At 46.9% G+C, this 26,539-nt stretch carries 31 protein-coding genes; 11 read left to right on the top strand and 20 right to left on the bottom strand.

Annotation, left to right across the window (positions count from 1 at the left end; genetic code table 11):
* Positions 1-260 (top strand): hypothetical protein (locus tag O3682_RS04405; RefSeq protein WP_371508663.1); only part of this gene is annotated, 260 nt, incomplete at its 5' end.
* Entirely contained in the window at positions 172-792 is a 621-nt protein-coding gene (locus tag O3682_RS04410; protein ID WP_371508665.1) for a Smr/MutS family protein, read from the top strand. The genes O3682_RS04405 and O3682_RS04410, both read left to right, overlap by 89 nt.
* 52 nt (positions 793-844) lie before the next feature.
* Here O3682_RS04410 and O3682_RS04415 read toward each other — a convergent pair whose 3' ends face one another.
* From O3682_RS04415 to dnaB, 6 genes are all read right to left on the bottom strand, one after another.
* Positions 845-1,333, bottom strand: a complete 489-nt coding sequence (locus tag O3682_RS04415; RefSeq protein ID WP_371508667.1) for a PilX family type IV pilin — start codon at positions 1,331-1,333, stop codon at positions 845-847.
* A gap of 4 nt (positions 1,334-1,337) precedes the next feature.
* Positions 1,338-1,883, bottom strand: coding sequence for a pilus assembly PilX family protein (locus O3682_RS04420; protein WP_250589841.1), 546 nt, complete (start codon positions 1,881-1,883; stop codon positions 1,338-1,340).
* Positions 1,862-2,797 carry a PilW family protein gene (locus O3682_RS04425; RefSeq protein WP_371508670.1) on the bottom strand — a complete coding sequence of 312 codons (936 nt, stop codon included), beginning with the start codon at positions 2,795-2,797 and terminating at the stop codon, positions 1,862-1,864. The genes O3682_RS04420 and O3682_RS04425 overlap by 22 nt, the downstream gene beginning before the upstream one ends.
* 2 nt (positions 2,798-2,799) lie before the next feature.
* On the bottom strand, positions 2,800-3,447 hold the full coding sequence (pilV, locus tag O3682_RS04430; RefSeq protein WP_371508671.1) for a type IV pilus modification protein PilV: 648 nt from the start codon (positions 3,445-3,447) through the stop codon (positions 2,800-2,802).
* 15 nt (positions 3,448-3,462) lie between these two features.
* Positions 3,463-4,128: a GspH/FimT family pseudopilin gene (locus O3682_RS04435; RefSeq protein WP_371508673.1), complete on the bottom strand. Its 666-nt coding sequence runs from the start codon at positions 4,126-4,128 to the stop codon at positions 3,463-3,465.
* Positions 4,129-4,285: 157 nt separating this feature from the next.
* Positions 4,286-5,692 carry a replicative DNA helicase gene (gene dnaB / locus O3682_RS04440; RefSeq protein ID WP_036490624.1) on the bottom strand — a complete coding sequence of 469 codons (1,407 nt, stop codon included), beginning with the start codon at positions 5,690-5,692 and terminating at the stop codon, positions 4,286-4,288.
* Positions 5,693-5,846: 154 nt separating this feature from the next.
* Here dnaB and O3682_RS04445 point away from each other — a divergent pair, with 154 nt between their 5' ends.
* Positions 5,847-6,428 carry a superoxide dismutase gene (locus O3682_RS04445; RefSeq protein WP_107723142.1) on the top strand — a complete coding sequence of 194 codons (582 nt, stop codon included), beginning with the start codon at positions 5,847-5,849 and terminating at the stop codon, positions 6,426-6,428.
* A gap of 223 nt (positions 6,429-6,651) precedes the next feature.
* On the top strand, positions 6,652-8,193 hold the full coding sequence (locus tag O3682_RS04450) for an L-lactate MFS transporter (RefSeq protein ID WP_371508675.1): 1,542 nt from the start codon (positions 6,652-6,654) through the stop codon (positions 8,191-8,193).
* Between the two features lie 58 nt (positions 8,194-8,251).
* Here the strand turns inward: O3682_RS04450 and O3682_RS04455 are convergent, their stop codons facing one another.
* From O3682_RS04455 to cmk, 10 genes are all read right to left on the bottom strand, one after another.
* Positions 8,252-9,097, bottom strand: coding sequence for a DUF817 domain-containing protein (locus O3682_RS04455; RefSeq protein ID WP_314459046.1), 846 nt, complete (start codon positions 9,095-9,097; stop codon positions 8,252-8,254).
* Positions 9,098-9,130: 33 nt separating this feature from the next.
* Positions 9,131-10,396 carry a flavodoxin-dependent (E)-4-hydroxy-3-methylbut-2-enyl-diphosphate synthase gene (ispG, locus tag O3682_RS04460; RefSeq protein WP_371508676.1) on the bottom strand — a complete coding sequence of 422 codons (1,266 nt, stop codon included), beginning with the start codon at positions 10,394-10,396 and terminating at the stop codon, positions 9,131-9,133.
* A gap of 1 nt (position 10,397) precedes the next feature.
* Complete coding sequence (locus O3682_RS04465) at positions 10,398-11,282, bottom strand: helix-turn-helix domain-containing protein (protein WP_371508677.1); 885 nt, start codon at positions 11,280-11,282, stop codon at positions 10,398-10,400.
* Positions 11,283-12,038: a type IV pilus biogenesis/stability protein PilW gene (gene pilW / locus O3682_RS04470; protein WP_371508678.1), complete on the bottom strand. Its 756-nt coding sequence runs from the start codon at positions 12,036-12,038 to the stop codon at positions 11,283-11,285.
* Positions 12,039-12,046: 8 nt separating this feature from the next.
* Positions 12,047-13,135: a dual-specificity RNA methyltransferase RlmN gene (gene rlmN, locus O3682_RS04475; RefSeq protein ID WP_003683577.1), complete on the bottom strand. Its 1,089-nt coding sequence runs from the start codon at positions 13,133-13,135 to the stop codon at positions 12,047-12,049.
* Positions 13,136-13,303: 168 nt separating this feature from the next.
* Positions 13,304-13,729, bottom strand: coding sequence for a nucleoside-diphosphate kinase (gene ndk / locus O3682_RS04480; protein WP_004519785.1), 426 nt, complete (start codon positions 13,727-13,729; stop codon positions 13,304-13,306).
* 94 nt (positions 13,730-13,823) lie between these two features.
* Entirely contained in the window at positions 13,824-14,960 is a 1,137-nt protein-coding gene (gene zapE, locus O3682_RS04485; protein ID WP_049333700.1) for a cell division protein ZapE, read from the bottom strand.
* A gap of 260 nt (positions 14,961-15,220) precedes the next feature.
* Complete coding sequence (locus tag O3682_RS04490; RefSeq protein WP_003678992.1) at positions 15,221-15,535, bottom strand: integration host factor subunit beta; 315 nt, start codon at positions 15,533-15,535, stop codon at positions 15,221-15,223.
* Between the two features lie 10 nt (positions 15,536-15,545).
* Entirely contained in the window at positions 15,546-17,231 is a 1,686-nt protein-coding gene (gene rpsA, locus O3682_RS04495) for a 30S ribosomal protein S1 (protein WP_137040863.1), read from the bottom strand.
* A 154-nt stretch (positions 17,232-17,385) separates the two neighbouring features.
* Positions 17,386-18,045, bottom strand: a complete 660-nt coding sequence (gene cmk / locus O3682_RS04500) for a (d)CMP kinase (protein WP_049344765.1) — start codon at positions 18,043-18,045, stop codon at positions 17,386-17,388.
* Positions 18,046-18,261: 216 nt separating this feature from the next.
* Here cmk and ruvB point away from each other — a divergent pair, with 216 nt between their 5' ends.
* The 7 genes from ruvB (at position 18,262) to O3682_RS04535 (ending at position 23,421) form a co-directional block, all read left to right on the top strand.
* Positions 18,262-19,293, top strand: a complete 1,032-nt coding sequence (gene ruvB, locus O3682_RS04505) for a Holliday junction branch migration DNA helicase RuvB (protein WP_371508679.1) — start codon at positions 18,262-18,264, stop codon at positions 19,291-19,293.
* Between the two features lie 122 nt (positions 19,294-19,415).
* On the top strand, positions 19,416-21,323 hold the full coding sequence (locus O3682_RS04510) for an ATP-binding cassette domain-containing protein (RefSeq protein WP_371508680.1): 1,908 nt from the start codon (positions 19,416-19,418) through the stop codon (positions 21,321-21,323).
* A gap of 90 nt (positions 21,324-21,413) precedes the next feature.
* Positions 21,414-21,845, top strand: a complete 432-nt coding sequence (locus O3682_RS04515) for a type II toxin-antitoxin system RatA family toxin (protein WP_003683270.1) — start codon at positions 21,414-21,416, stop codon at positions 21,843-21,845.
* The gene (locus O3682_RS04520; protein ID WP_371508682.1) at positions 21,838-22,110 is read left to right on the top strand and encodes an RnfH family protein; all 273 of its coding nucleotides are present in this window, start codon (positions 21,838-21,840) and stop codon (positions 22,108-22,110) included. The genes O3682_RS04515 and O3682_RS04520 overlap by 8 nt, the downstream gene beginning before the upstream one ends.
* Before the next feature lie 54 nt (positions 22,111-22,164).
* Entirely contained in the window at positions 22,165-22,743 is a 579-nt protein-coding gene (gene pth / locus O3682_RS04525) for an aminoacyl-tRNA hydrolase (RefSeq protein ID WP_036490642.1), read from the top strand.
* A 103-nt stretch (positions 22,744-22,846) separates the two neighbouring features.
* Entirely contained in the window at positions 22,847-23,056 is a 210-nt protein-coding gene (locus O3682_RS04530; RefSeq protein WP_371492189.1) for a dioxygenase, read from the top strand.
* Positions 23,053-23,421 carry a VanZ family protein gene (locus tag O3682_RS04535; protein WP_371508683.1) on the top strand — a complete coding sequence of 123 codons (369 nt, stop codon included), beginning with the start codon at positions 23,053-23,055 and terminating at the stop codon, positions 23,419-23,421. The genes O3682_RS04530 and O3682_RS04535 overlap by 4 nt, the downstream gene beginning before the upstream one ends.
* Before the next feature lie 112 nt (positions 23,422-23,533).
* Here the strand turns inward: O3682_RS04535 and O3682_RS04540 are convergent, their stop codons facing one another.
* From O3682_RS04540 to rdgB, 4 genes are all read right to left on the bottom strand, one after another.
* Positions 23,534-24,118 (bottom strand): opacity family porin, encoded by a 585-nt coding sequence (locus O3682_RS04540; protein WP_371508685.1) that lies wholly within the window; start codon positions 24,116-24,118, stop codon positions 23,534-23,536.
* 135 nt (positions 24,119-24,253) lie between these two features.
* Positions 24,254-25,429: a radical SAM family heme chaperone HemW gene (hemW, locus tag O3682_RS04545; RefSeq protein ID WP_371508686.1), complete on the bottom strand. Its 1,176-nt coding sequence runs from the start codon at positions 25,427-25,429 to the stop codon at positions 24,254-24,256.
* Positions 25,430-25,525: 96 nt separating this feature from the next.
* Positions 25,526-25,888 (bottom strand): thioredoxin family protein, encoded by a 363-nt coding sequence (locus O3682_RS04550; RefSeq protein WP_371508688.1) that lies wholly within the window; start codon positions 25,886-25,888, stop codon positions 25,526-25,528.
* 53 nt (positions 25,889-25,941) lie between these two features.
* Entirely contained in the window at positions 25,942-26,535 is a 594-nt protein-coding gene (rdgB, locus tag O3682_RS04555; protein ID WP_371508690.1) for an RdgB/HAM1 family non-canonical purine NTP pyrophosphatase, read from the bottom strand.
* Positions 26,536-26,539 lie beyond the last annotated feature (4 nt).

Here is a 26,539-nt window from a genome sequence, read left to right on the forward strand (position 1 = left end):
ATCATGGCTTGTGCGGTTTGCTGGAAGAAGGTGCTCATGAGAAATCCCCTAAATGTCTTGGTGGGAATTTAGGGGATTTTGGGGAATTTTGCAAAGGTCTCAGTCTTTCAGACGGCCTTGTAGCCAGGTTTGCTATAATGTGCGCAATTAATTTTTTGGAAAGGACAAACCATGACGGCAAACTTTCAAGAAACGCTGAAGGCTTTGGGCAAACAGGCGAAAAAGGAAGCCGCGGAGCGGGAAGCGGAAGCAAAGGCTAAAAAGCTGGTAGAGGATGTAGATTTCAGCAAGGCGGTTGGTAAGGTTATGCCGTTGAAAAATGCCGGCAACTATTATGAACAGCCCCGCGATAAATCGCCTATCAAACCGCGACCTAAAGAAATGGCGACTTTGGAGCAGGAAGATTATTTTTATGTAGGCAGTGGCGGCTGGGAAGAACCGCCGGCTTCGTTCAGTAAAAACGGGCAGGGTAAAAATGATTTGATGCGTTTGCGAAACGGTCATTATCCTGTTGTGGCTGATGTGGATTTGCACGGCTATACGCAGGAAGAAGCGCAGCAGGTATTGAACGAATTTATTGAGTTTACGAAAAAACGTGGCGTTTGCGGCGAGATTGTCCACGGTAGCGGCTTGGGTTCCGCAGGCTATAAACCGGTTTTGAAAAATATGACGCGCCGCTGGTTGATGCAGCATCCTGATGTGTTGGCTTATGTCGAGCCTCGACAAGGCAATGATGGCGCAGTCAGGATCTTGTTGAAACGCCAACGCCGAGACGATGATTGGAAACAGTAAAATAAAAAAAGCAGTGTCGATAAAATGACACTGCTTTTTTATGTTTGTCAGACTAAGAAGATTTCTTTTTGGAAACCGATTCGCAACCTTTGCCATTGGTCATTGTAGTTTTGGAATCTTTGGCAGAGTCAATATCAGTGCATTTGTAAGCATTGCCCAAACTATCCATCCAAATAGAAAGGGTATAGCCTGTTTTTGTGGGAATGGCTTTCAAACGATAAGCTCGGCTTTTATTGGTATCAATCATTTCAGCAGAGTATTTGTATTTGTCTGCCAAATCTTTATGGCCTTTGTATGAGGAAATAAAGTCATCCAACTGAGTTTTAATCTCATCAGTTTTCCACTTTGGATTTTTAACCATCTGGTTTTTAAAAGCAGAATTGATGGCGACTAACTCGGCATGCGCTTGTGATTGGTAGCCGCGTTCAATGTAGCGGTTGTAAGAAGGAATGGCAATGACGCTCAGGATGGCTAAGATGGCGACGGCAATCATCATCTCAACCAGCGTAAAGCCTAGTTGTTTGGTAGAGGTGGTATTCATTATATTATTCGCTGGCAACGTAAGACTGAAGAACGACTTGGGTATTGGCATTCTTACCCCATGCTTTGGCAGTAACGCGGTAAGTAATTCGACCCTCTGTCGTTTTACCTAAATATTCGATGATGTAGCGTGGATTATTTACGATGCCGCTTTTTTTATCTAAAGGATATTCCGTACCATTGGCGTCAATACACAGGCTTTTGTCGCATTTGCGCTTCCAAGCATCTACGGTTGGGTTGCCTTCTTCAGTAAAATCGCCATTGGATTTGACGTTTGGTGTGGAACATAAACCTTTTTCACATTTTGCGGTAAAAGTAGTCTTTTTACCTTCAATATCAAAAATTTGATTTTCACCTTCACGCAGTGCCGCTTCGGCTAGGGTGGTTGCCAGTTTGCGGTCGGCATCATTGGTGCTGATACGCTGTTCGGTATTGTAGGACTGGGTGGCTGTGACCACGAGCAGGGCGATGACGACCATCATCATTAAGACGATAAACAAAGCATAGCCCTGCTGCCGCTCAGGTTTGATTAGAGTGATCGGTCGGCGCATACGTTTCCTCCGCGGATGGTGGCATTAATATTATAGATATCGACTTTATTGTCTTGTTCTTTTGATGGGTTAATGCTGCCGTTATTCAGTACGATTTGGATAGAAGCCGGAGACTTGGCCTCAGCTGAGATATCCAATGCGTTTTTGTAATTAAATGATTCTGTATTCAATCCGCTGGCAGATGCATTTTCAGAATCAGGACATTCTGCATAGATATAGTGGATATCCATAGCAGTGATACCTTTAATTAACAGCTGCGGATTACTCCATGAGCCATCATTTGATAATTGGAAACGGAACAAACCGTTCTCTTCGCCAAGTTTACCGACAGCGTAGGCAATCATCTCATGTTTCATGATGGCGATACTGCCGTCTTGATCAGAGTCGGTAATTTTTAAAGCCAATTTTGCGGCAGCCAAATCTTTAATTTTTGTGTAAGGTTTGGCAATACCGGAGCAGCTGCTGGCAATGGCAGTTTTTTCAGTTGAGTCTGCTTTGTCGATACCGTATTGGAACAGTAGGGCTTTGCCAGTTTGAGCAAAGCCAGTATAGCTTAATTTATTGATTTCTTTAACCGGTAACAGCTTATTAACACCGGCTGTTTTCAAGGCATATTCAGCTGAGCTTTTGTCTTCTATCACTGCAGAGGCAGGAGAATTCGACATATTGAAGCAGCCGAAATTGCCTGCCATACGCGCATCACGGACGATCATATTGGCGGCGTTGCGCAAATCTTGTTGAATACCGATACGGGCGTTGGCAGACTTGTTTAATCCGCGCGCAGTAAAGTAGGTGGAGCTGACAGCCATTAAGACGATCATGCTGAGCAGGCTGGCAACCAGAAATTCAAGGATGCTGAAGCCTCGAATAGCACTTTTATTTGGAATATGGTTGAGTAAGCGTTTATTGTTCATTGTTAGTCTCTTACGCGTGATTGGTAGGTATAGACAACATGATGCCCCGATGTATTGAGATGTTTTGCGCTATTTTCTTCTTCGACATCTTGCAGCCATAAAACTTTAACAATGGTCGTGTCGCCTTTGCCATCGCAGTTTGCTTGGAAGCCATTTTCGTAAGTCGGCTCTGCACCGGAAGAATCTTTGCAGATGGTTGAGAACACTTGGGCTTCGGGAAGGGCTTTGGCTAAGTCGGCCTTAAACTGTGCAATTTGAGCCTGTGCAAGTTGGGCTTTGCTCATTTTGGCTTCAAATTTTCCAGTTTGTTTAGAGTCGGATTTTAGATAGGCATCATAGGATTTTTTATAACGGGTAGTTTTTTCGCCTGCAGTATCGGTTTCTTCAGAGAGAGTCGGATTAATGAGCATACCTTCGATTAGATTTTGTGTAATTTGGGCGACTGTGGTTTGATTTTCAGACTCGCGCACGCTGGATACGGTACGCAATTGAACAGCTAAAAGGGCGAGCACACCGATGGCAAGGACAAACATGGCAATCAAAACTTCAATCAGGGTCATACCTGATTGAAGTTTTGGAGTAAAGCTTGTTGAGCTCGTTTTCAGACGGCCTTTAAATGATCTGAGATGAGTAGGATTAGTAATGTTCATAAGATACCGTTGTTATTATTTGGAAGAGTATTCGCACATTTTGCGCTCATCGTTTTTAGCACAGATTTCGACATGCCCATTACCATTGATTAAAAGTACGGTAGCACGGGCTTTCTTGGTTTCAGCATCGGCGGCGGATTTATCCGTCAGGCTGATTTTGATGTGGCCGTCTGAAAATTGATAATTCTTTCTATCGGTTGAATGGCCAAATGTACCATTAGGCAAGAATCTCCACCAGACTTCTTTTGAAGCTGAGGTCGAGAGGGTGGAACGGTCATTGCCGATAGGAATATATTTGAAGCTGTATTCCACTTTGTCGGTGTCTCCATTGAGAATAATGGAGCGGATGGATAAATCGACTGTATCGTTTTTATAGTTGGAATCTCCGTTTTTATCGGCGTAGGCCAACATACCATTACCAGCATATTTGGAATCGCAACCATTATTGGGCGAGCCATCGGATTTGATTTTGACCGGGCAGATGTAAACGGGAAGATTGAGACGGACGGCTTCATTTCGCGCGAAGCGCAGCAGATTGGCAATTTGCTCTGCTTGCGATGCCGCACGTCTGGAGGCAATCCATTGATTCATATTGGGAAGTGCGATGACTGCCATTACTGCTGCAATAGTAATGACGATCAGCAACTCAATTAGGGTGAAGCCTTTTTGTGTCTGATACATGAGTGATTTTTTGGTAGTAATGTGTTGGGTAACTGACGTTTTCTCTTTTGCATTTGCCTGTGGCAATGCTTTTGCTTTTATTAGATTTATTCTAAACGATTTTGTAATGCGTGACTAATGAAATATGAAATTCGGTTAGTTTTTCAGACAATCTGTCTCAATCTTCCATCAACATGGATTCTGGAACATAGGCAGCATTATCAAATTTGGTAAATTGCCCCATCCAAGTGAGGAATACTTTCCCGACGGGACCGTTACGGTGTTTACCGATAATACATTCCGCCAAGCCTTTTGCGGGTGATTCTGAGTTGTAGTATTCATCACGATACATGAACATAATCAAGTCGGCATCTTGTTCGATTGCGCCGGACTCACGCAAGTCGGACATCATCGGGCGTTTGTCGGTACGTTGCTCAACTGTACGGCTCAACTGCGACAGGGCAATGACGGGAACTTGCAATTCTTTAGCCAATGCTTTGAGGGAGCGGGAAATTTCGCCAAGCTCGGAAGCACGGTTGTCAGAACGGCCGGAGCCTGACATTAACTGCAGGTAGTCGATGACGATCAAGCCCAATTTGCCGTTGAACTGGCGCGCAAGACGGCGGGCGCGGGCGCGCAGTTCGAGCGCGGTCAAACCCGGAGTTTCATCGATATACATGGGTGCATCGGAGAGTTTAACGACCGCCTCGTTCAGACGGCCCCAGTGTTCGTCTTGCAATCTGCCGGTTTTTAAAACGCTTTGATCCAAACGTCCTACCGAACCCAGCATACGCATAACCAGCTGCGCACCACCCATCTCCATCGAAAATACGGCGACAGGCAGCTTGCCCTCTACGGCAACGTGTTCTGCAATGTTGATGGAAAAGGCAGTTTTACCCATGGAAGGACGGCCTGCGACGATGATCAAATCGCCCGGTTGAAGGCCTGATGTTTTTTTGTCGAGGTCGATAAAACCAGTCGATATACCGGTTACTTCATCAGGATTGTCGCGTGAATAAAGCATATCGATGCGCTCGACCACTTCTTTCAAAAGATCGGGCATCTCAAGAAAGCCTTGTTTGGATTTGGCGGTACTTTCGGCGATTTGGAATACTTTGTTTTCTGCCTCGTCCAAAAGTTGGCCTGCATCGCGCCCTTGCGGATTGTAGGCGCTGCGTGCAATTTCCGTACCGACTTCGGCAAGCTGGCGCATGATGGAACGTTCGCGCACGATTTCGGCGTAGCGGCGGATATTGGCTGCGGATGGTGTGTTTTGCGCCAGCGTAATCAGATAGTTGAATCCGCCTGCCGCTTCCAATTCTTCATTGCGTTCCAAACTTTCTTGAACGGTAATGACGTCGGCAGGGCGGCTTTCGTTAATCAGGTTGGCAATGGCACGAAAAATCAGGCGGTGTTCGTGGCGGTAGAAATCTTCGCCGGAAACGACATCGGCAATACGGTCCCAAGCAGAATTTTCCAGCATCAGGCCGCCCAATACGGATTGCTCCGCTTCGGTGGAATGTGGCGGCAGTGACAATGCGCTGATTTCACGGTCTTCAGACGGCATATCGGAATAATTGCTCATGACGGGCATCTCTGGCTGGAAAATTGCAATCCACTATTATAGCGCAGTGTAAGTTCAATTGGTTTGTTTAGGCTAAAGCAGGTAAAATAGCAATGTTGTCGATTTGACAACACACACTACCAAAATATAAATATCAATAATTAGGAGCATAAAAATGGAACACAAGCTGCCACAATTGCCTTATGAACTGGATGCGTTATCCCCCCATCTGACCAAAGAGACTTTGGAGTTCCACTACGGCAAACACCATCAAACTTACATCACCAATTTGAACAATCAAATCAAAGACACTGAGTTTGAAGAAATGCCTTTGGAAGAAATCGTGAAAAAATCTTCCGGCGGTATGTTCAACAACGCTGCCCAAACTTGGAACCACACTTTCTACTGGCTGGGCTTTACCCCTAAAGGTCAAGGCAAACCTGCCGGTGAATTGGCTGCGGCCATCGACGCCAAATGGGGCAGCTTCGAGAAATTTCAAGAAGCGTTCAATGCTTGCGCGGCCGGTACTTTTGGCTCCGGTTGGGCATGGTTGGTGAAAACGCCTGCCGGTGAATTGGATCTGGTTTCTACTTCCAATGCAGGTACTCCGCTGACTACTGAAAACACTCCGCTGTTGACTTGCGACGTATGGGAACACGCCTATTACATCGACTACCGCAACAGCCGTCCTAACTACCTGAAAGGTTTCTGGGAAATCGTTAACTGGGATGAAGTTGCCAAACGCTTTGCCGCATAAAACGATATGAATGAAAAGGCCGTCTGAAAAATTTTCAGACGGCCTTTTTGTCGATATGGACGCGAAGAGATGGTTTAGATGAATGTTTTTTCTGTCTGATGCGCAAAATTATCATGGAGCAGAAAAAAGGATAAACGGGAGATTATGCTAAAATATTGTCAACAATTTTCTGATTCCGCATGATATGGAATCAGCGTTTGACACACATAGACAAGAGGATTTTATGAAATTTCTAGACCGTGAGGCGACCATTGCCAAACCCGGCTTTAATCGTTGGCTGGTACCGCCTGCCGCTTTGGCCGTGCATCTTGCCATCGGGCAGATATACGCTTATTCCGTGTTCAATGCGCCGCTGACCAAGCTTATCGGTATCACTGAGTCGGCTGCAGGAGATTGGAAGCTGACCACGGTTGGTTGGATTTTCAGTATTGCCTTGGCGATGTTGGGCGCGTCAGCGGCCATGTTCGGTACATGGATGGAGCGCGTTGGACCGCGTAAGGCGATGTTTGTTGCAGCCTGCTGCTTCAGCTTGGGCTTTTTTGTATCGGCGATCGGCGTCCATACGCACAATCTGTTTTTGCTTTATTTGGGCAATGGTGTGATTGGCGGGGTTGGCTTGGGCTTGGGCTATATTGGGCCAGTATCGACACTAATGAAATGGTTTCCCGATAAACCGGGCATGGCGACAGGTTTGGCGATTATGGGTTTTGGTGGCGGTGCGATGTTGGCTTCGCCTTTGTCGGTATCGCTGATGAGTTTTTTCTCCAGTGAAACTTCGGTTGGCGTCGCGCAGACTTTTGTGGTTTTAGGGTTGTTTTATTTGGTGTTGATGATGTTCGGTGCATTTACGATCCGTGTGCCTGCCGATGGCTGGAAACCTAAAGGTTATGTTGCGCCGAAAAACAAAAGCAAATTGGTCAGCAGCAATCATGTCAATGTTTCCGAAGCCATGAGAACGCCGCAATTTTGGCTCTTGTTTTGGGTGTTGTGTCTGAACGTGACGGCGGGTATCGGCGTTTTGGGTCAGGCTTCTGTCATGATTCAGGAGCTGTTTTCTGAAACTTCTGTCGGTAAACAGGCTGCCATTGGCGCGGGTGCGGCGGCAGGTTTTGTGAGTCTGTTGAGCCTGTTTAATATGGGTGGCCGCTTTTTATGGTCCAGCGTGTCCGACAAAATTGGGCGTAAAAATACTTATACCATTTTCTTTGTGCTTGGTTCGCTGTTGTATTTTGCCATTCCGTCGATTGGCGAGAGCGGGAACAAGGCTTTGTTTGTTATTGGATTCTGCGTCATCATTTCCATGTATGGCGGCGGTTTTGCAGCAATTCCGGCGTATCTGAAGGATTTGTTCGGCACTTATCAAGTCGGTGCAATCCACGGTAGGATTTTGCTGGCATGGTCAACTGCGGCCGTTATTGGTCCGGTGTTGGTCAACTATATCCGCCAAAGCCAAATTGAAAGCGGCGTTCCGGCTGCTGAAGCTTATAGCATTACCATGTATATTATGGCGGGTTTGTTGATTGTCGGTTTGTTGTGTAATTTGAGCGTCCGTTCGGTTCACGAAAAGCATCACGAAAAAAACATTAAGGTCGCGGCACATAGCGGCAATCCCGATGATGAAACCGCTGTGTCCGATGCCTATCTGATCAGCAAGAAAGTATCAGCCGGCGGTATCGGCGTATGGTGGCGCTGGGCTTTGGTCTGCATTCCTTTGGGCTACGGCGTCATTATGGTGTTTGTGAAAGCCTTAAGTTTGTTTAATTGATTGTTGAAAATGAAAGGCCGTCTGAAAGTTTCAGACGGCCTTTTAAAATATTAAGCAACTAATCTTTCGATACGCTGATGGTATGTTTAATATGTTTTAAATTCGCAACGATGGTAAAAGTCATCATCACCAATAAAGCCCATGAACTCCATTTGCTGATGTGTACCGATGCCCACGCGCCGATTTGGTTGGGATAGCGCCAAACGCCGAATAGGGTTCCCAAATTTTCCGCCAGCCAAATAAAAAATCCGATCAGGACGAAAGCGAGCAGGAGCGGCATTTTGCGAGTGGTGTCATAGGGCGTGTATAAGACCGTTGTCCGAGCGTATAGGCCGAGAGCAAAAGCAGCAAGATACCAGCGATAGTCGCCGATATAGTGATGGGTGAAAAAATTGATATAAATCGCCAGCGCGCACAAAGTACCCAGCCAATACGGCGGATGACTTTTGATTTTAAGGTCAAACAGCCGCCATGCTTGAATGATATAGCTGCCGACTGCGGCATACATAAAGCCCGCAAATAGCGGTACGCCGCCGATTTTGGTGTATGCCTCATCCGGATAGCTCCAAGACTGGATATCGCCTGATGTTTTGAACCATTCTAAAGCAAAGCCCACCAAGTGAAACAGCGTAATCGATTTCACTTCATCCCAAGTTTCCAGCTTGAAATACAGCATGGCTGCTTGCACGGAGACGGCAAAAATCAGCAGTAGGTCGTAGCGCGAAATTCCCAACCAGCCTGTTTTCGGAACGAGGAACATGGCAATGAAAAACAAGCCTGCAAATAAGCAGGCTCGTGCTTCTTTCAAACCGAAAAACCAAAATTCAACGATAAAGCGTCGCCAACCATACAAATCCTTGCGTTTGGGATGTTCAGTCAGCCAAGTATCCAGTTTGCCCAACATATTTTCAGACGGCCTCTTTATCTTGAAAATGTTTTAGGCAGATTGAATCGGAATGATACGGTTTTGCTTACGTTTTGCGCCACCTTCGCAGTAGTTGGTTTTGACATAATCTTCAACGATTTGTAAAAACTCGGCAGCGATATTGTCACCTTTGAGGGTCACTTTGCGTTCACCGTCTACATAAACCGGTGCAACCGGAGTTTCGCCTGTACCGGGCAGGCTGATACCGATATCGGCAAGCTTGCTTTCGCCCGGGCCATTGACTACGCAACCCATTACGGCAACGTTCAATGATTCAACGCCTGGATACTCAGTGCGCCAAATAGTCATTTTTTGACGTAAATAGTTTTGTACGTCTTGCGCCAATTCTTGGAATACGGTACTAGTGGTACGACCGCAGCCTGGGCAGGCTGTAACCATTGGTGTGAAGGAACGCAAGCCCATGGTTTGCAGAATTTCCTGACCGACAATGACTTCTTGTGTACGCGGGGAGCCAGGTTCGGGCGTAAGGGAAATTCGAATGGTGTCGCCGATGCCTTCTTGCAACAATACGGCCAAAGCTGCTGTGGAGGCTACAATGCCCTTGCTGCCCATGCCTGCCTCAGTCAGACCGAGATGGAGCGGGTAACGGCAACGGCTGCCTAATTCGCGGTAAACCTGAATCAAGTCTTGTACGGCGCTTACTTTGCACGACAAAATGATTTTGTCTTCGGGCAAGCCCAAAGCCACGGCTTTTTCTGCCGATTCCAGCGCCGAAACAATCAAAGCCTCTTTCATGATTTCTTCAGGCGGCTTTGGTGTGGCAGAAGCTAGGTTGGCATCCATCATGCGCTTGGCAAGGCTTTGATCAAGCGAACCCCAGTTCACACCGATGCGTACGGCTTTATTGTTTTCTGCCGCTGTACGAATCATAAAGGCAAATTTCTCATCGCCTTTTGCACCTTTGCCGACATTGCCCGGGTTGATGCGGTATTTAGACAGAGCCTTTCCACACTCGGGAAATTCAGCCAATAAGCGTTCGCCATTAAAATGGAAGTCGCCGATCAGGGGCGTGGTATAACCCATATCGTCTAAGCGGCTGCGGATTTCGGCGACTTTGGAAGCAGCTTCCGGAGTATTGACCGTGATGCGTACCATTTCCGAGCCGGCATCGCTCAACTCTTTGACCTGTCGGGCGGTTGCTTCTGCATCTGCGGTGTCGGTATTGGTCATAGATTGCACAACAACGGGCGCATCGGAGCCGATGATGAGATGGTCAATTTTGACTTGATGTGTCTGACGGCGTTTAGGTGTGGTCATTTTAGTTTTTTCCTGCAACAAAAGAGGCGGATTTTTCACCGGTAACACGGTATTTCAAAGGTTCGATAGGTGTGCCGCCGTAATTGGCTTCCGAGCCGGCTGCAATACCGATCCAAACATTGTAAGGTGCGCCGCCTCTCAGACGTTGTTCGCTTCCGGCTGGAACGATACGGCTGAATACAACTTTTCCATCTTTGTCTGTAATAATCAGATTGCTTCGGTATTGGACTTTAATCCAAAGTTCGTCTTTCTCAACTTTGACGGCAGGCTTCTCATCTTGTACGACGGCGGAAGCTGCTGAGGCTGCTTGATCATTAGCCACTTCAGGCTTATTGGTGATTTCTTTTTTGCCGTCTTCTGTCATTTCGCTAACGGCAACATTATCCGTTTTTAAGGCAGGCGTTTTCATCGTATCAGCAACATCTTTGCTGTTTTGAATATTTGCCTGTTCGTTTTCATAGCTAGATTTACTTTGCCAAAAGTAAACACCGCCTATTGCTAAAGCCAATGCGGCTACTCCCAATATCCATTTTGGGAAGCCTTGCTTTTCAGTGTCTTTGTAGCTTAAGCCGGTGTTGGCACTGCGTGTTACCGCGTATACATGGTCTTCAAGTTGCGGAGTAATGGAGCGCAAATGTTTGGCGATGGTTTGTTCATCGATTTTCAGAAATCGTGCATATGAACGCAGATAGCCTGAAACAAAGACTAAACCGGGAAAGCCTGAATATTCGCCTTTTTCCAAAGCATCAATTTGTTCGGTAGACAGTTTCAAACGTGAAGCAACATCTTGAATATCGATTTTGGCATCAGTTCTGTGTTTGCGTAATTCATCCCCCAATGTTTTGGCGGCTTGTGTGTCGTAGTTGATTTTATCGTTATTTTCCATTTAGTGGCCTGTTGTGACAGTTTGCAGTTCGTCTGAATAAGGGAAGTTTGCCCTAAGTTGGGCTTCGTATTCGTATGCGGCGTGTTTATTGCCTAGGGCGGTAGCCAAACGCCAGCCTAAAAGCAAGTCGTCAGCCTGAAGGACATCAACTTTGCTTTGGTATTGGCGGAAATAATAGTCGGCATCGTTCAGATTGCCTGCCATCATTTTGGTTCGGGCAAGTTCTTTGAAAGCAGGGAAGAATTGTGGATTGGCCGCCAAAGACTTTTCCAAATAGGCTTGAGCCAAAGAGTATTGGCCTAACCTTGCGCTGCAAATGCCTTTATTCATATTGGCAATAAAGGGGCTTGGGTAGGTTGGGTCGGCCAGTGCTTTGTCAAAATAAGCCAAAGATTCGGCTGGTGCATTCATTTGATTGCACAAGAACCAACCGTAGTTGTTGTTGACTTCCGCACTATCAGGTTTTAAAGACAATGCTTTAAGAAAGCTTTCCTGAGCTTTGTCTTTGACCTTCAAATACTGATAAATCTCGGCGCGTACCAGCCAAGCAATATCGTTTTTTGAATTGAATTTAAGTGCCTCTTCGATACTTTCGGTAGCTTGGCGGTAGTTTTGGCCGCGCATATATTCCACGGCAAGCTGGGTTTTGATATTGGAAACTTGAATGGCACGTTCTTTGGGGCTTGGTCCGGAAGAGGAAGCGCAGGCAGAAAGAGTCAGTGCGGTAAGTAAAGCGAATCCGAACTTGATTTTCATAATTAACCTTATTGTTCGACCAAAATTTGTTGCCATTTTTGTTGGCGGCGTGTTTTATCTTGTACTTGTCCGGCCAATTGTCCGCAAGCGGCATCAATATCGTCGCCGCGAGTTTTGCGGACAGTAACGACAAAGCCGGCTTGTTGCAGAATATCGCGGAAGACACGGATATTTTCGTTGGTAGAACGTTCGTAGCCGGAATTTGGGAAAGGATTGAACGGAATCAGATTGAATTTGCAGGGTACGTCTTTAACCAATTCAATCAATTCACGTGCATGTTGTGCTTTATCGTTGATGCCGTCGAGCATAACGTATTCAAAGGTAATAAAGTCGCGGGGGGCTTTGACCAGATAACGTTGACAGGCCGCCATCAATTCTTTGAGCGGGTATTTTTTGTTGAGGGGAACAATCTGATCGCGCACTTCATCGTTGGATGCGTGTAAAGATACAGCCAAAGCAACAGGCATTGCATCACGCAGTCTGTCCATTTGTGGAACCATGCCCGAAGTGGAAACAGTCACGCGGCGACGGCTCAAGCCGTAGCCGTGATCATCCAGCATAATGCTTAAAGCGGTAACAACATTGTCAAAGTTTGCCATGGGTTCGCCCATGCCCATCATCACAACATTGGAGATAACGCGTTCATTTTTAGGGGTAACGCCCATGGCTTTATTGGCCCACCAAAGCTGACCGATAATTTCAGCGGCAGTCAGGTTACGGTTGAAACCTTGTCGTCCGGTAGAGCAGAAAGTGCATTCCAATGCGCAACCTACTTGGGAAGAGATGCACAAAGTACCGCGTTCGGCTTCGGGAATAAAGACGGTTTCTACACCGTTGCCCGTGCCTACATCCAGCAACCATTTGCGTGTGCCATCAGTAGATTCTTGTGCCATCATTAATTTAGGCACTTCGATTGTGGCTTGTTCATTTAACTTGGCACGCAATGATTTGGCTAAGTCAGTCATTTCTTCAAAGTTTTGTGCACCCGCTTGATGCATCCAACGCATTACCTGCTTGGCACGAAAAGGCTTTTCACCCATTTCGGCAAAGTGTTGCGTCAGTCCGTTTAAATCGTAATTCAGTAGATTGGTTTTCATGTATTTTTATGTTTCTCAGTAAAGCTTTTAAAGCAAAGAGGCTTATTGGGCAGCTTTGCTTTAAAAGCCTTTGGGTTTTCAGACGGCCTTTAATTTGTAGGACATACAAAGCAGTTTTGCCGTCCGATATAAATCGGACGGCCGTAAAGCGGCTACAGGCTTTTACTCTTAGCGTGGGCAGATTTCGCTTTGGCTGAAGAAGTAAGCAATTTCAATTGCAGCATTTTCAACGCTGTCAGAACCATGTACGGCATTAACACTGACAGATTCTGCAAAGTCGGCACGGATTGTGCCCGGAGCTGCATCTGCTGGGTTGGTTGCGCCCATCAATTCGCGATTTTTGGCAACGGCGTTCTCACCTTCCAATACTTGAATCATGACAGGATTGCGAGTCATGAATTTAACCAAGTCTTCATAAAAAGGGCGATCTTTATGTACGGCATAAAACTCTTTTGCTTCACGCTCAGACAGATGTTTCATTTTCGCCGCAATAATGCGCAAGCCGTTTTCCTCAAAGCGGCTGTAAATCTTGCCGATGACGTTTTTTTCTACTGCATCGGGTTTGATGATGGAAATCGTACGTTCGATGGCCATGTTATGTCCTTGTTTTTATTAATAGGTAAGTTGCCGTAGCCAAGAGGCGAGGGAAGTGTATTCTACCAAATTTCGCCTCTTTTTGGGAAAGGCATTATTTGCTTAAAGTCAGGTGTGGTTGTTCCAAATAGACTTCGGATTGCATTTCGATCATACGGCTGGCTGTACGGGTAAATTCCTCGGCGAAATCGCCTTCGACATAAATATCGTTTACGCCAACTGCACTGGTGGCGCACAATTTCACACGGAAATCATATAAAACGTCAATTAACCATGTCAGACGGCGTGCTTCTGCTTTTTCTTGAGGGGTTAGGCGTTCTAATCCTGAAAGGAAAACCATCTCGTAATGTTCGGCTAAATACAGATAGTCAGCCTGTGAGCGTGGGCCAAAACATAATGCGCGGAAATCAAACCAGATGGCACGTTCTGACTGGGCTTTATGGGGAATTTCCCGTCCATGAATAATGCTGATGCCTGGGTTTAATTCAGAGATTCCACTCATTTCCTTAAATAAAGCAGCCAGTTTTTGCTCGTTCTCTTCATTATTAGGAACAAAGAAAATTTCGGCAGGACGCAAGGTACGCAAGCGGTAATCTTCGCCGCCATCCACATTTAAAACGGTCAGGTTGGACTCGATAAGGGCGATGGTTGGGAGAAAGCTGCTGCGGTTTTGGCCTTGAGGATAGAGTTCGGATGGGGCGTAGTTGGAAGTGGCTACCAAGACTACACCTTCACTCAACAGGTTTTCCAGCAAACGGCCTAGAATCATGGCATCGGCAATATCACTGACGTGAAACTCGTCAAAACACAAAACTCGTGTTTCTTTGGCAATTTCTGTTGCAACGGCTTTTAAGGGATTGGCTTCGCTTTTCAAGACTTTAAGGCGTTGATGGATTTCGGCCATGAAGGCATGGAAATGCACGCGACGCTTACGACGATAAGGGAGGCAGCCGAAAAAAGCATCCATCAAAAAACTTTTGCCGCGTCCTACACCGCCATAAAAATAGAGTCCTTTAGGTACTTGGGGGGAACGCAAGCTACGGCCGAGAAAACGGTTGCGTTTGCGTTTGAACATCATCAGCTCGGTCCACAAACGATCCAAATATTCAATGGCTCGCGCTTGGGCTTCGTCGCGGATGAAGTTGGGCTGCTCGGCTGCAGCTTGATACCAAGTCAATGGGCTGTGGTTTTCAAATGGAGGTGGTGTGAATAGTTGGTCTCTATTGCTCATGTGTAACCTTTATTATGCTTTACTGGCGATAGTTGAAACATCATCCGCAATAGTTTGGACAGTAGTTGGAATGATGTTTTCATTACAGAATAGTCGGTCTATTATAAATGATTTCAGACGGCCTGCGTTTTTTGCAAAAGCATTGTAGTAAATATAATTGAAATAGTGTGTAATTAAGGTATGCATGAAAAGAGCTGGCTTTGGTATTTCTTGAGAAAACAAAAAAACGCCGCATTTCTGCGGCGTTTTGCTACTAAGTATTAATGAGCACTTTCTTGCAATGCCAAGTCTACACGCTCACGCAACTCTTTACCCGGTTTGAAGTGAGGAACATGCTTTTCTGGCACTTCCACGCGTTCTCCGGTTTTCGGGTTGCGCCCGATACGGGCAGGGCGGTGGTTCAAGTCGAAGCTGCCGAAGCCACGGATTTCGATACGTTGTCCACGAGCCAGTGAGCGGGTCATGGTATCAACCAAGACTTTTACACTGTATTCGACATCTTTAGCCAGCAGTTGGTTGCCATTTTTTTCGGCAAACACTTCTGCGAGGCGAACCATCAATTCAGACTTCGTCATGTCTGCAACCTTATTCTTGGTCGCCGGACAGTTTGGCTTTCAGCAAGTCGCCCAGGCTGGTAGTACCGGCATTGGCAGTTGCAGCGGCGTTAACTGAATTCAGCGCTTCGCGGTTTTCTTTAGCGTCTTTCGCTTTAATAGACAGACGGATGCTACGGTTTTTGCGGTCAACGGTAACGATAACGGCTTCAACTTCGTCGCCTTCTTTCAGTTTGGTAGTCAGGTCTTCAACGCGGTCAGCGGCGAATTCAGAAGCAGGCAGGTAGCCTTCAACTTCTTCAGACAGAGCAACTACGGCACCTTTGGCGTCAACAGATTTCACAGAACCTTTAACCAAAGAACCTTTGTCGTTTACGCTGATGAAGTTGCCGAACGGATCACCTTCCAGTTGTTTGATACCCAAAGAGATGCGTTCTTTTTCAACGTCGATGGCCAATACAACGGCTTCAACTTCTTCGCCTTTTTTGTATTTGCGTACAGCCTCTTCGCCAGCCTCAGTCCAAGACAGGTCAGACAAGTGAACCAGACCGTCGATGCCGCCAGGCAGACCTACGAATACGCCGAAGTCAGTGATAGATTTAACCGCACCGGAGATTTTGTCGCCTTTGTTGTGGTTGGCGGCAAATTCTTCCCAAGGATTGGCTTGGCATTGTTTCATACCCAAAGAGATACGGCGGCGGTCTTCGTCGATTTCCAGGATCATTACTTCAACTTCGTCGCCCAATTGTACGACTTTGCTTGGGTGTACGTTTTTGTTGGTCCAATCCATTTCGGAAACGTGTACCAAACCTTCGATGCCTTGTTCGATTTCAACGAATGCACCGTAGTCGGTCAGGTTGGATACTTTACCGAACAGGCGGGTACCTTGTGGGTAACGACGGGTCAGGCCGCTCCAAGGATCTTCGCCCAGTTGTTTCATACCCAGAGAAACGCGTTGTTTGTCTTGGTCGAATTTCAGGACTTTGGCTTCTACTTCTTGACCAACTTCCAAAACTTCGCTTGGGTGTTTCACACGGCGCCATGCCAAGTCGGTGATGTGCAACAGGCCGTCGATGCCGCCCAAGTCAACGAATGCACCGTAATCGGTGATGTTTTTAACGATACCTTTGATAACTGAACCTTCTTGCAGGTTTTCCAGCAAGGCTTTGCGTTCTTCGCCCAAAGTAGCTTCCAGAACAGCGCGGCGGGACACAACAACGTTGTTGCGTTTTTTGTCCAGTTTAATCACTTTGAATTCAATTTCTTTGCCTTCGAAGTGAGAAGTGTCTTTTACAGGACGTACATCAACCAAAGAACCCGGCAGGAATGCGCGGATGCTGTTGATCATAACAGTCAGACCACCTTTGACTTTGCCATTGATAACGCCGGACAGGATGTCGCCGTTTTCCATAGCTTCTTCCAAAGCGATCCAGTCGGCAGCGCGTTTGGCTTTTTCGCGGGACAGTTTGGTTTCGCCGAAGCCGTTTTCAACAGATTCGATGGTAACGGTAACGAAATCGCCAACTTTAACTTCAATCTCGCCCTGAGCGTTTTTGAATTCAGCAACATCAATCAGAGATTCTGATTTCAGACCTGCGTTAACAGTAACGAAGTTTTGATCGATGCCGACTACTTCGGCAGTAATCACTTCACCTGGGTTCATCTCTTGCAGGGTAAAGCTTTCTTCCAGCAGCTGGGCAAAATTTTCCATAGTCATATATACTCTTTTCGGTACACCGCCAAGGGGTGTGGGTTAGGTTTGAAATGACCTGCCGTCCTTGGCGCGGCAGGTTGGGAAATGTTTTCAGACGGCCTTGTTATAGGATTAACAGGCCGCCTGAAATGAAAACTTCGCGATTATACTCCAAATTTTAAACTTTATGATACCAATCAAGCACTTTTTTTACAGCTTCTTCGATAGAAAGGTTATCGGTATCTAAAAGCAGGGCGTCGGGCAGTTGTTTCAACGGAGCAACAGGGCGGCGGCGGTCTGCTTCGTCGCGCGCTTCAATGTCCGACAAAATGCGCTCGAATGCAACGCCTTCGCATGGGATACCGAGTTGTTTGGCACGACGTTGGGCGCGGACATTGGCACTTGCTGTCAGGAAAATTTTTAATGCGGCATCAGGGAAAATAACCGAGCCGATATCGCGGCCGTCGGCGACCAAACCTTTTTCGGTCAGGAAGTCGCGTTGGCGTTGTAAAAGGGCGGCACGCACTTTAGGCAACTGCGCGACAGCAGATGCGCCCATGCCGATTGCTTCGGTGCGGATTTGCTCGGATACATCTTCGCCGTTTAATAATACGGCGCTGCCTTCAAATTGTGCGGGCAAAGTTTCTGCCAGTGTGCTGACGGCATCTTCATCTGTCCAGGCAACATTTTGTTTTTGTGCGTAAAGCGCAGTCAGGCGGTAAAGCGCACCGGAGTCGAGGTAAAGAAAACCCAAGGCTTCGGCTACGCGTGAGGCAACCGTCCCTTTACCGGATGCGCTGGGGCCGTCGATGGCAATGACTTTTTGCTTGAGGCTCATGTGTTCTCCTGAATGCGATAGTTATTTGAATTAACCGGTTATTATACGTTGCTTTGGCCGTCTGAAAACGAAAATTTTTGTGTGATTTAAATTTGAGGGAAAAGTGGCTCGGCCTTATCGGGTATAATGGCCAAAATCATAATTTAACCGCTTTATCTGATTGTTCGGGCCGTCTGAAACAAGGGGTCGGGAATGATCTTCGAATTTAGAAACATTATGTTACAAACCGATAATCTTACTTCTGCACAACCTCAGCGCATTATCACTGCTCAAAATATTTCCGCTCAGGAAGAATTGCTTGAACGCGCTTTACGTCCGAAAACTTTAGACGACTATATCGGACAGGATAAAGCAAAAGAGCAGTTGGCCATTTTTATTCAGGCGGCGAAAAAACGTGGCGAAGCGCTTGACCACACTTTGCTGTTTGGCCCTCCGGGTTTGGGTAAAACTACTTTGGCGCATATTATCGCCAAAGAGTTAGGCGTTAATTTGCGCCAAACCAGCGGCCCGGTTTTGGAACGTGCTGGCGACCTTGCAGCCTTGTTGACTAATCTCGAGCCGCATGATGTGCTGTTTATCGATGAAATCCACCGTTTAAGCCCAGTGGTTGAAGAAATCCTTTATCCTGCGCTTGAAGATTATCAGTTGGACATCATGATAGGCGAAGGACCGGCCGCGCGTTCGGTCAAAATCGATTTGCCGCCGTTTACATTGGTAGGCGCGACGACCCGCGCTGGTATGCTAACCAATCCTTTGCGCGACCGTTTCGGTATCGTGTCCCGATTGGAGTTTTATCAAAACAAAGACCTGGCGACTATTGTTGCCCGTTCTGCTCAACTATTGCAGTTGGATATGGGCGAAGAGGGTGCGATGGAAGTGGCCAAGCGCAGCCGTGGTACGCCGCGTATTGCCAACCGTCTTTTGCGACGTGTACGCGATTATGCCGATGTGAAAAACAATGGCATCATTGATGCGGAAATTGCCGATGCTGCCTTGAGTATGCTGGATGTGGACGGGCAAGGTTTGGATGTGATGGACAGAAAATTCCTTGAGGCGATTCTGCACAAATTCAGCGGCGGTCCTGTCGGTTTGGAAAACGTGGCCGCTGCGATTGGCGAATCGACCGATACCATCGAAGATGTGATTGAACCATATCTGATTCAGCAGGGCTTTTTACAGCGTACACCGCGCGGACGCGTAGCAACCGAACGAGCCTATCTGCATTTCGGTTTGAAGGTTCAAGAATAATAATGAAGGCCGTCTGAAAACCGCTTTCAGACGGCCTGATACTTTCAATTTCATATGATTGTCGGCAAATATCTGCCGATAATCGGTTAAAATATCCCCCTTTTCTTTTTTGAAGTTTCCCCATGAATATCTTATCCGTAGAAAATGCTTCTTTTGCCGTCGGCCACGTCGCCTTGCTCGACAAAACTTCTTTTCAACTAGACAGCGGCGAGAAAATCGGTTTAATCGGCCGCAACGGTGCGGGTAAGTCTTCGTTTTTAAAAATCCTTGCAGGCGTACAAAAGCTCGATGACGGGCAGATTATTGTTCAAAATAATCTCAAAATCGTTTATGTACCGCAGGAATCCTTTTTTGATAAGGACGCAACCGTATTTGATACCGTTGCCGAAGGTTTGGGCGAAATTCGTGATTTATTGCGCCGTTATCATCATGTCAGCCATGAGTTGGAAAATGGTTCGAGTGAGGCTTTGTTGAAAGAGCTCAACGAATTGCAACTTGAAATCGAAGCGAAGGACGGCTGGAAACTGGATGCGGCAGTCAAGCAGACTTTGGGGGAACTCGGTTTGCCGGAAAACGAAAAAATCGGCAACCTTTCCGGCGGTCAGAAAAAGCGCGTCGCTTTAGCGCAGGCTTGGGTGCAAAAGCCCGACGTATTGCTACTGGACGAACCGACCAACCATTTGGACATCGACGCGATTATTTGGTTAGAAAACCTGCTCAAAGCATTTGAAGGCAGCTTGGTCGTGATTACCCACGACCGCCGTTTTTTGGATAATATCGCCACGCGCATCGTCGAATTAGACCGCGGCATTCTGCGCTCCTATTCCGGCTCATTCTCCAAATACAGCGAGAAAAAAGCGCAAGAGTTGGTAGTCGAAGCAGAACACAACCGCCTGTTTGACAAATTTCATGCTCAGGAAGAAGCATGGATACGCAAAGGCATCGAAGCGCGCCGTACCCGTAATGAAGGTCGCGTGCGCCGTTTGGAAGAGCTGCGCCGCCAGCGCGCCGAACGCCGCAATGTGCAGGGACAAGTCAACTTCAAGCTCGACAGTGGCGAGAAAAGCGGCAAAATCATCGCCGAGCTGGAACACGCTTCGTTTGCCTATGGCGACAAAGTCATCATGGACAAATTCTCCGCCATTTTGCAGCGCGGCGACAAAATCGGCTTAATCGGTCCAAACGGTATCGGTAAAACCACCTTCCTCAAGCTGATTTTGGGCGAATTGCAGCCGACCTACGGCAGAATCCGTATCGGTAGTAAGCAGGAAGTTGCTTATTTTGACCAGTTCCGCAGCGCCTTGAATGAAAACGACACTGTGTTTTACACGCTCGGACAGGGCAACGATTACGTTGAAGTCGGCGGTAAGAAAAAGCATGTGATGAGCTATTTGGAAGATTTCCTGTTCCATCCAGCCCGCGCACAAAGTCCCGTTTCATCGCTCTCCGGCGGCGAACGCAACCGCCTCCTGTTGGCAAAACTCTTTACCCGTCCTGCTAATATTTTGGTCTTGGACGAACCGACCAATGACTTGGACATCGACACCCAAGAGCTGCTCGAAGATTTGCTGCGTGATTATCAAGGCACGGTATTCCTTGTCTCGCATGACCGTATGTTCTTGGATAATGTGATTACCCAAAGCATTGTTTTTGAAGGAAAAGGCCGTCTGAAAGAATATATCGGCGGCTATCAGGACTATATCGACGCAAAATCGCGGGAAGATAAAATTCAGACGGCCTCTGCTCCTAAAGCGGTTGCCGAGCCTGAAAAAGTCAAACCCAAAGCCAACCGCACGGTAAAACTTTCCTACAAAGAACAACGCGAACTCGACGCCCTGCCTGATGAAATCGCCGCTTTGGAAACCGAACAAGCTGAAATCAATATCCAGCTTTCCGATCCTGAAATTTTCAAAGATTACGAAAAAGCAGGTGCACTGCAAAGCCGTGCTGAAGAAATCGAGATGTCGCTTTTGGAAAAGCTGGAACGCTGGGAATGGCTGGAAGCGAAACAAAATGGCGAAGCGGTTTAAATTAGGAATTTTGTCCCAGAGTAGGGCAGATATTTTTCTAAATCATGCCGTCTGAACCCCGAATATTCAAAAACAAGGTCTACAACCAACATGAAAAAAGTCGAGAAAAACGTATTGGTGCTGCATAGCGCTAAGGAAATGTTTGAGCTGGTGGACAAAGTTGAGGACTATCCAAAATTTTTGCCGTGGTACAGCAAGACCGAAGTCATCGAACGCAAAGGCAATGAGCTAAAAGCGCGCTTGTTTATGGACTATATGCGTGTCAAGCAGTCGTTTGCAACGCACAACCACAATATCCCGGGGCAGGAAATCCGCATGGATTTGCTCGAAGGGCCGTTTAAAACCCTACGCGGCACTTGGAAATTTATCGACTTGGGCGATGATATGTGCAAAGTCGAATTCAGATTAGAATACGATTTTTCCAATGCCGTACTCTCTGCCATGATTTCCCCAGTGTTCGGCCATCTTGCCGGCACGCTGGTGGATGCTTTTATTAAAGAGGCCGACCGCCGCTATGCTTGAGATTGAAATTGTTTACGGACTGGCCGATAGGCAAGTGTTGAAGAGTATGACCGTTACCGAAGGTACAACCGTACGCGAAGCTGCCCTGCAAAGCGGTTTGGAGGTGGAGTTCCCAGAGTTGGATTTACAGCAAGCGCCTTTGGGTATTTTCGGCAAGGCAGTAAAAGACAAGACTGTTTTGCGCGATGGCGATCGGATTGAGGTTTACCGTCCATTGTTGATTGATCCGAAAGAAGCGCGACGTAAACGTGCCGGGCAAGAATAAATCGAAGGCCGTCTGAAACTTTTTCAGACGGCCTGTCAAACTGAAAGAACAGTAATGAGCTTGAAAATTAAATTAATCGTCGGTTTGGGCAATCCAGGCCAAGAATACGAACAAACGCGCCACAATGTCGGCTTTTGGCTGTTGGACGAACTGGCATGGAAATGGAAAGTTAATTTTAAAGACGAAAAGAAATTTTACGGCGAAGTAGCGCGCGCCACTATGCCTGATGGCGATGTTTGGCTGCTCAAACCCATGACTTTTATGAACCGCTCCGGTCAGGCTGTTGCCGCTTTGGCTCAGTTTTACAAAATCAAGCCGGAAGAAATCTTGGTGGTTCATGACGAGCTGGATATTCCATGCGGCCGTATCAAATTCAAACTTGGCGGCGGCAACGGCGGACATAACGGCCTTAAAGACATTCAGGCTCGTTTGGGTACGCCTAATTTCTACCGCCTGCGCTTGGGTATTGATCATCCGGGCGACCGTAATCTGGTTGTCGGTTATGTGTTGAATAAACCGTCAGCGGAACACAGACAGCAAATTGATGATTCCATCGCTAAATCCCTGCAAGGATTGCCGGCCGTGTTGAATGGCGAATGGGAAGAAGCAACACGTTTTTTGCACAGTAAGTAAGCGTACCCGAATCAAACGGGTTAGTCTTGCACATCATGTTCAGACGGCCTGAAAATAGACGGCGCGGTCTGGCTAGCGATAACCAATCAAAGAAACAGTAAATATGAACGAACTGACCAGTCTGATGCAGACCGAAGCCCCAGGCATTGTTGGCGAAACATTAGACTTCTGCCTTTACGAATGCAGTATTGAAGATGCCCCGGATGCAGAAGAAGTGGCACAATGGCGTGATATTTTGAAGACGCGGGGTGGGAAATTTGTCCGCTTGGCAGATATCTGCCAAACATGGTTGGATGAAGAGGCCGACAAATGAAAGCCTTACCATTAAACAAATTCACTGCCGCTGCCTTGATTTGGTTTGCCGCCGCCATTTATGCCTTGCTTTTCAAAGAGGGCGGCAATAGCGCTCCACCATTTCCCCATTTTGATAAAGTCGGCCATTTCGGACTGTTTTTCGGACAGGCATGGCTGTGCGCAAAAATATTTATTCAAGACAATAGGACTATTCCCTATAAAGGCATTCTGTTTGCTGCTTTATTGTTTGCAGTAGGAAGTGAGCTGGCGCAGGCACTTCTGACTGCTACGCGCCAAGGTTCGATCGCGGACGGTATTGCCGATATGGCAGGTACGGCTGCGGCGCTGTGGTTTGCAGAAAAAGTTAAAGCAGCAAAAAGTTAGACATATTTAAAGAAGTTAAAAGGCCGTCTGAAATCCTGAGAAACAGGTTTCAGACGACCTTTTTTTACTTAATGCTTGAAGCAATCGCTGCTTCATGCCAAGGATTCAAATATTAGAATTTTACGCGTACACCGGCAGATACTTCGTGAGAGTGTACTTTGGTCTCTTCAAATTTGCCCCAGTAGTTGTAGCGGTAGCCAGCGTCCAAAGCAACGTTAGGAGTTACTTCGTAGCTTACACCAGCCAATACCCCAATACCAGCTTGAGTTTTGCGATAGCTTTCTTCGAAATAAGAGTTGCTTACTTTGCTGGTTGAACTCTCATCTGAAGATACACGGTTAATTCCTAAGCGTGCTCCGACATAGGGTTTGACAGGTGAGTTGATGTCAAAATCGTAAATTGCCGACACACCAACACTTTGGAATTTAACTTTCTCTTTGTCAGTGGTAGTTGGAGTTTCAGAATCTGATTTAAAAGATTTATAGTGGGTATAATCAGCAGCAACACGGAAATCGCCGAAATCGTAACCGGCAGAGATACGTGGGCTAAAGCCTTTAACCGATTCACTTACATCATCATATTTTGCTTTTACAGTAGCATGACCAGCATCAGCCTGAACATAAAAACCTTTGGTTGCATCAGCCAATGCAAATGTAGGCAGGGAAAGAGCAATCAGTGTTACCAGAGCTTTTTTCATTGTTTTGTCCTTAACGTAGGATTAAAAGTAGTAGATAATCGTTGGGATTGTTCACTCCCAACAATTATCCTGATTGTATTTTCTTGTCGTAAATTAAGCAAATCTAAAAATGTTTCAACTGTTGTAAAAAAGCACTTATAAAAAACACTGTAACAAATCGTTTAAGAACAAACGGCCTTGTTCGGTCGGTCGGAACACGGTCGGGTCTGATTCAAGCAGGCCTTTTTGTCTGGCGGTTTCGATTTGTGCCATGATTTTTGCAGTGGGTACGCCGGTACGTTCTTGCAGCATTACGGCAGGTACGCCGTCGGTTAGGCGTAGGGCGTTCATCATGAATTCGAATGGAAGGTCTTCGACAGCAACGGTTTTACGTTCAACGGCTTCATGCGGATTGCTCTGCATGGCGGCAAGATAGTCGTTGGGATGACGACGGCGGACAGTTCGCTCGATACGGTCGGGATAGGAAATTTTACCGTGTGCGCCCGCGCCTATACCCAAGTAATCGCCGAACTGCCAGTAGTTCAAATTATGGCGGCACTGCATGGCAGGTTTTGCAAAAGCCGATGTTTCGTAGTGAATAAAGCCTGCTCCTTCCAATTCGCTATGTACGGCATCTTCAATATCCAATGCTGCTTCATCTTGCGGCAATCCTTTTGGCGGCGTATGACCAAAAGGCGTGTTCGGCTCCATGGTCAGATGATATGCGCTGATATGAGATACGCCTGTTGCAATAGCGGTTTGCACATCGTTTAAGGCCGTCTGAACCGTTTGGTTTGGCAGGGCATACATCAAATCGATATTGACTCTATCAAATAATTTCAATGCAGTATCAATGGCTGTCAGGGCTTCTTTACCATTGTGAACGCGTCCCAATCGAGCAAGCATATCATCGTTAAAACTCTGTACGCCGATAGACAGGCGCGTAATGCCCGCGTCTTTAAATCCCTGAAACTTCTCAATTTCAAATGTGCCAGGATTGGCTTCCAAAGTAATTTCCGCTTCGGGTTGTAAACGCAACAGCGAGCGCACGCCGCTTAACAAACGGTCAATTGATTTCGCTTGAAATAGGCTGGGGGTGCCGCCGCCGAAGAATATCGTTTCTACCGGTCTGCCCCAAATATTGGGCAACTCAAGCTGCAAGTCGGTTAATAGGGCATCGATATAGGCTTCTTCCGGCAGGCCGTTTTTCAGGCTGTGGGAATTAAAGTCGCAATATGGACATTTTTTGATGCACCACGGGATGTGGATATAGAGTGATAAAGGAGGCAGGGCGGTTAGCTGGCCGGGGCGTTGGAAAGTGATTTGGGTCATGGTATGTGTTGAGGCTCAAGGCCGTCTGAAATTTTTAGGCTGTTATTTTAACTGAAATGTCGGCGGGGAAAGTTATCAGTAGGAAATATGCGAAGTCTAAGCGCTCAAAAAAGCTTCAATTTCTTCTTCTGATAATTTGGAATTGCAGACAAATTTTATTTTGCCTTGTGAGATGTTGAGTAATGCGGGAACAGTTTTGATGCCGTATTGTTCACGAAAAGTTTTTAAAGCTGCTTTATTGCTGCTGTCAGTAAAGTGGATGGTAAGTTGCTTGTTTATGGAAACGGTAAATAGTTTTGCAACAAAACGGCGACAGTATGAACAGCTTGGTTTGCCTAGAAAGACGATAGCAGCTTCTTGACTGTCAATGAGTTGCAGAAGTTCGTCAGGTGTGGTTGGGATGAAGGCAGCAACGTGTTTTGCAAAGGCTGCCAATTCTTCAGGCGAGGGTTTGGGCATGGGAATGAATGTGAGGTAGGCCGTCTGAAGGTTTCAGACGGTCTGTTATCGATTTATAAGGATTCGATTTTTCTTAACAATTCACGCAATGCTTGGGCGCGGTGGCTTTCGGCATTTTTGATTTCAGGGTCAAGCTCGGCGGCGGTGCAACCGTGTTCGGCCAGATAGAAATGTGGGTCGTAGCCGAAGCCGTTTGTGCCGGCTGCTTCTGCCTGCCATTGTCCGCGCCAGATGCCTTCGGCGATGATGGGCTGCGGGTCGTTTTCGTGGCGGACAAGGACGAGTACGCAGACGTAGTAGCAGCTTTTGTCGTCTTTATCGGCAAGATCGGCAGATAGTTTGGCGTTGTTTGCGGCATCGGATTTGGGGTTTTCGCCTGCATAACGTGCGGAGAAAATGCCGGGTGCGCCGTTTAAGGCGTTGGTGCAAATGCCGGAGTCGTCAGCAAGTGCCGGTAAGCCGCTGTATTTGGCGGCATGGCGTGCTTTAGCCAGGGCATTTTCAACAAAGGTATGGTACGGCTCAGGGCATTCGGGCGTATTGAACTGCGATTGCGGCAGGACTTCGATGTTTAAGTCGGCAAAGAGGCGGGAAAATTCTTTGAGTTTGCCTGAGTTGCCACTGGCAAGGACGATTTTTTCAAACATGGTT

Source organism: Neisseria sp. 27098_8_112, from assembly GCF_041433235.1.
Taxonomy (GTDB): Bacteria; Pseudomonadota; Gammaproteobacteria; order Burkholderiales; family Neisseriaceae; genus Neisseria.

What these genes read in the sequence shown, in the direction of transcription:
- O3682_RS04540 (WP_371508685.1), bottom strand. Translation starts at nt 24,118, where the DNA reads ATGAAAAAAGCTCTGGTAACACTGATTGCTCTTTCCCTGCCTACATTT.
- zapE (WP_049333700.1), bottom strand. Translation starts at nt 14,960, where the DNA reads ATGAGCAATAGAGACCAACTATTCACACCACCTCCATTTGAAAACCAC.
- dnaB (WP_036490624.1), bottom strand. Translation starts at nt 5,692, where the DNA reads ATGAGCAATTATTCCGATATGCCGTCTGAAGACCGTGAAATCAGCGCA.
- rdgB (WP_371508690.1), bottom strand. Translation starts at nt 26,535, where the DNA reads ATGTTTGAAAAAATCGTCCTTGCCAGTGGCAACTCAGGCAAACTCAAA.
- O3682_RS04415 (WP_371508667.1), bottom strand. Translation starts at nt 1,333, where the DNA reads ATGAATACCACCTCTACCAAACAACTAGGCTTTACGCTGGTTGAGATG.
- cmk (WP_049344765.1), bottom strand. Translation starts at nt 18,045, where the DNA reads ATGAGCCTCAAGCAAAAAGTCATTGCCATCGACGGCCCCAGCGCATCC.
- O3682_RS04465 (WP_371508677.1), bottom strand. Translation starts at nt 11,282, where the DNA reads ATGGAAAATAACGATAAAATCAACTACGACACACAAGCCGCCAAAACA.
- O3682_RS04435 (WP_371508673.1), bottom strand. Translation starts at nt 4,128, where the DNA reads ATGTATCAGACACAAAAAGGCTTCACCCTAATTGAGTTGCTGATCGTC.
- O3682_RS04420 (WP_250589841.1), bottom strand. Translation starts at nt 1,883, where the DNA reads ATGCGCCGACCGATCACTCTAATCAAACCTGAGCGGCAGCAGGGCTAT.
- O3682_RS04510 (WP_371508680.1), top strand. Translation starts at nt 19,416, where the DNA reads ATGAATATCTTATCCGTAGAAAATGCTTCTTTTGCCGTCGGCCACGTC.
- O3682_RS04410 (WP_371508665.1), top strand. Translation starts at nt 172, where the DNA reads ATGACGGCAAACTTTCAAGAAACGCTGAAGGCTTTGGGCAAACAGGCG.
- O3682_RS04515 (WP_003683270.1), top strand. Translation starts at nt 21,414, where the DNA reads ATGAAAAAAGTCGAGAAAAACGTATTGGTGCTGCATAGCGCTAAGGAA.
- hemW (WP_371508686.1), bottom strand. Translation starts at nt 25,429, where the DNA reads ATGACCCAAATCACTTTCCAACGCCCCGGCCAGCTAACCGCCCTGCCT.
- O3682_RS04490 (WP_003678992.1), bottom strand. Translation starts at nt 15,535, where the DNA reads ATGACGAAGTCTGAATTGATGGTTCGCCTCGCAGAAGTGTTTGCCGAA.
- rpsA (WP_137040863.1), bottom strand. Translation starts at nt 17,231, where the DNA reads ATGACTATGGAAAATTTTGCCCAGCTGCTGGAAGAAAGCTTTACCCTG.
- O3682_RS04450 (WP_371508675.1), top strand. Translation starts at nt 6,652, where the DNA reads ATGAAATTTCTAGACCGTGAGGCGACCATTGCCAAACCCGGCTTTAAT.
- pilW (WP_371508678.1), bottom strand. Translation starts at nt 12,038, where the DNA reads ATGAAAATCAAGTTCGGATTCGCTTTACTTACCGCACTGACTCTTTCT.
- ruvB (WP_371508679.1), top strand. Translation starts at nt 18,262, where the DNA reads ATGTTACAAACCGATAATCTTACTTCTGCACAACCTCAGCGCATTATC.
- O3682_RS04535 (WP_371508683.1), top strand. Translation starts at nt 23,053, where the DNA reads ATGAAAGCCTTACCATTAAACAAATTCACTGCCGCTGCCTTGATTTGG.
- O3682_RS04530 (WP_371492189.1), top strand. Translation starts at nt 22,847, where the DNA reads ATGAACGAACTGACCAGTCTGATGCAGACCGAAGCCCCAGGCATTGTT.
- pilV (WP_371508671.1), bottom strand. Translation starts at nt 3,447, where the DNA reads ATGAACATTACTAATCCTACTCATCTCAGATCATTTAAAGGCCGTCTG.
- O3682_RS04455 (WP_314459046.1), bottom strand. Translation starts at nt 9,097, where the DNA reads ATGTTGGGCAAACTGGATACTTGGCTGACTGAACATCCCAAACGCAAG.
- pth (WP_036490642.1), top strand. Translation starts at nt 22,165, where the DNA reads ATGAGCTTGAAAATTAAATTAATCGTCGGTTTGGGCAATCCAGGCCAA.
- O3682_RS04445 (WP_107723142.1), top strand. Translation starts at nt 5,847, where the DNA reads ATGGAACACAAGCTGCCACAATTGCCTTATGAACTGGATGCGTTATCC.
- O3682_RS04425 (WP_371508670.1), bottom strand. Translation starts at nt 2,797, where the DNA reads ATGAACAATAAACGCTTACTCAACCATATTCCAAATAAAAGTGCTATT.
- rlmN (WP_003683577.1), bottom strand. Translation starts at nt 13,135, where the DNA reads ATGAAAACCAATCTACTGAATTACGATTTAAACGGACTGACGCAACAC.
- O3682_RS04550 (WP_371508688.1), bottom strand. Translation starts at nt 25,888, where the DNA reads ATGCCCAAACCCTCGCCTGAAGAATTGGCAGCCTTTGCAAAACACGTT.
- O3682_RS04520 (WP_371508682.1), top strand. Translation starts at nt 21,838, where the DNA reads ATGCTTGAGATTGAAATTGTTTACGGACTGGCCGATAGGCAAGTGTTG.
- ispG (WP_371508676.1), bottom strand. Translation starts at nt 10,396, where the DNA reads ATGACCACACCTAAACGCCGTCAGACACATCAAGTCAAAATTGACCAT.
- ndk (WP_004519785.1), bottom strand. Translation starts at nt 13,729, where the DNA reads ATGGCCATCGAACGTACGATTTCCATCATCAAACCCGATGCAGTAGAA.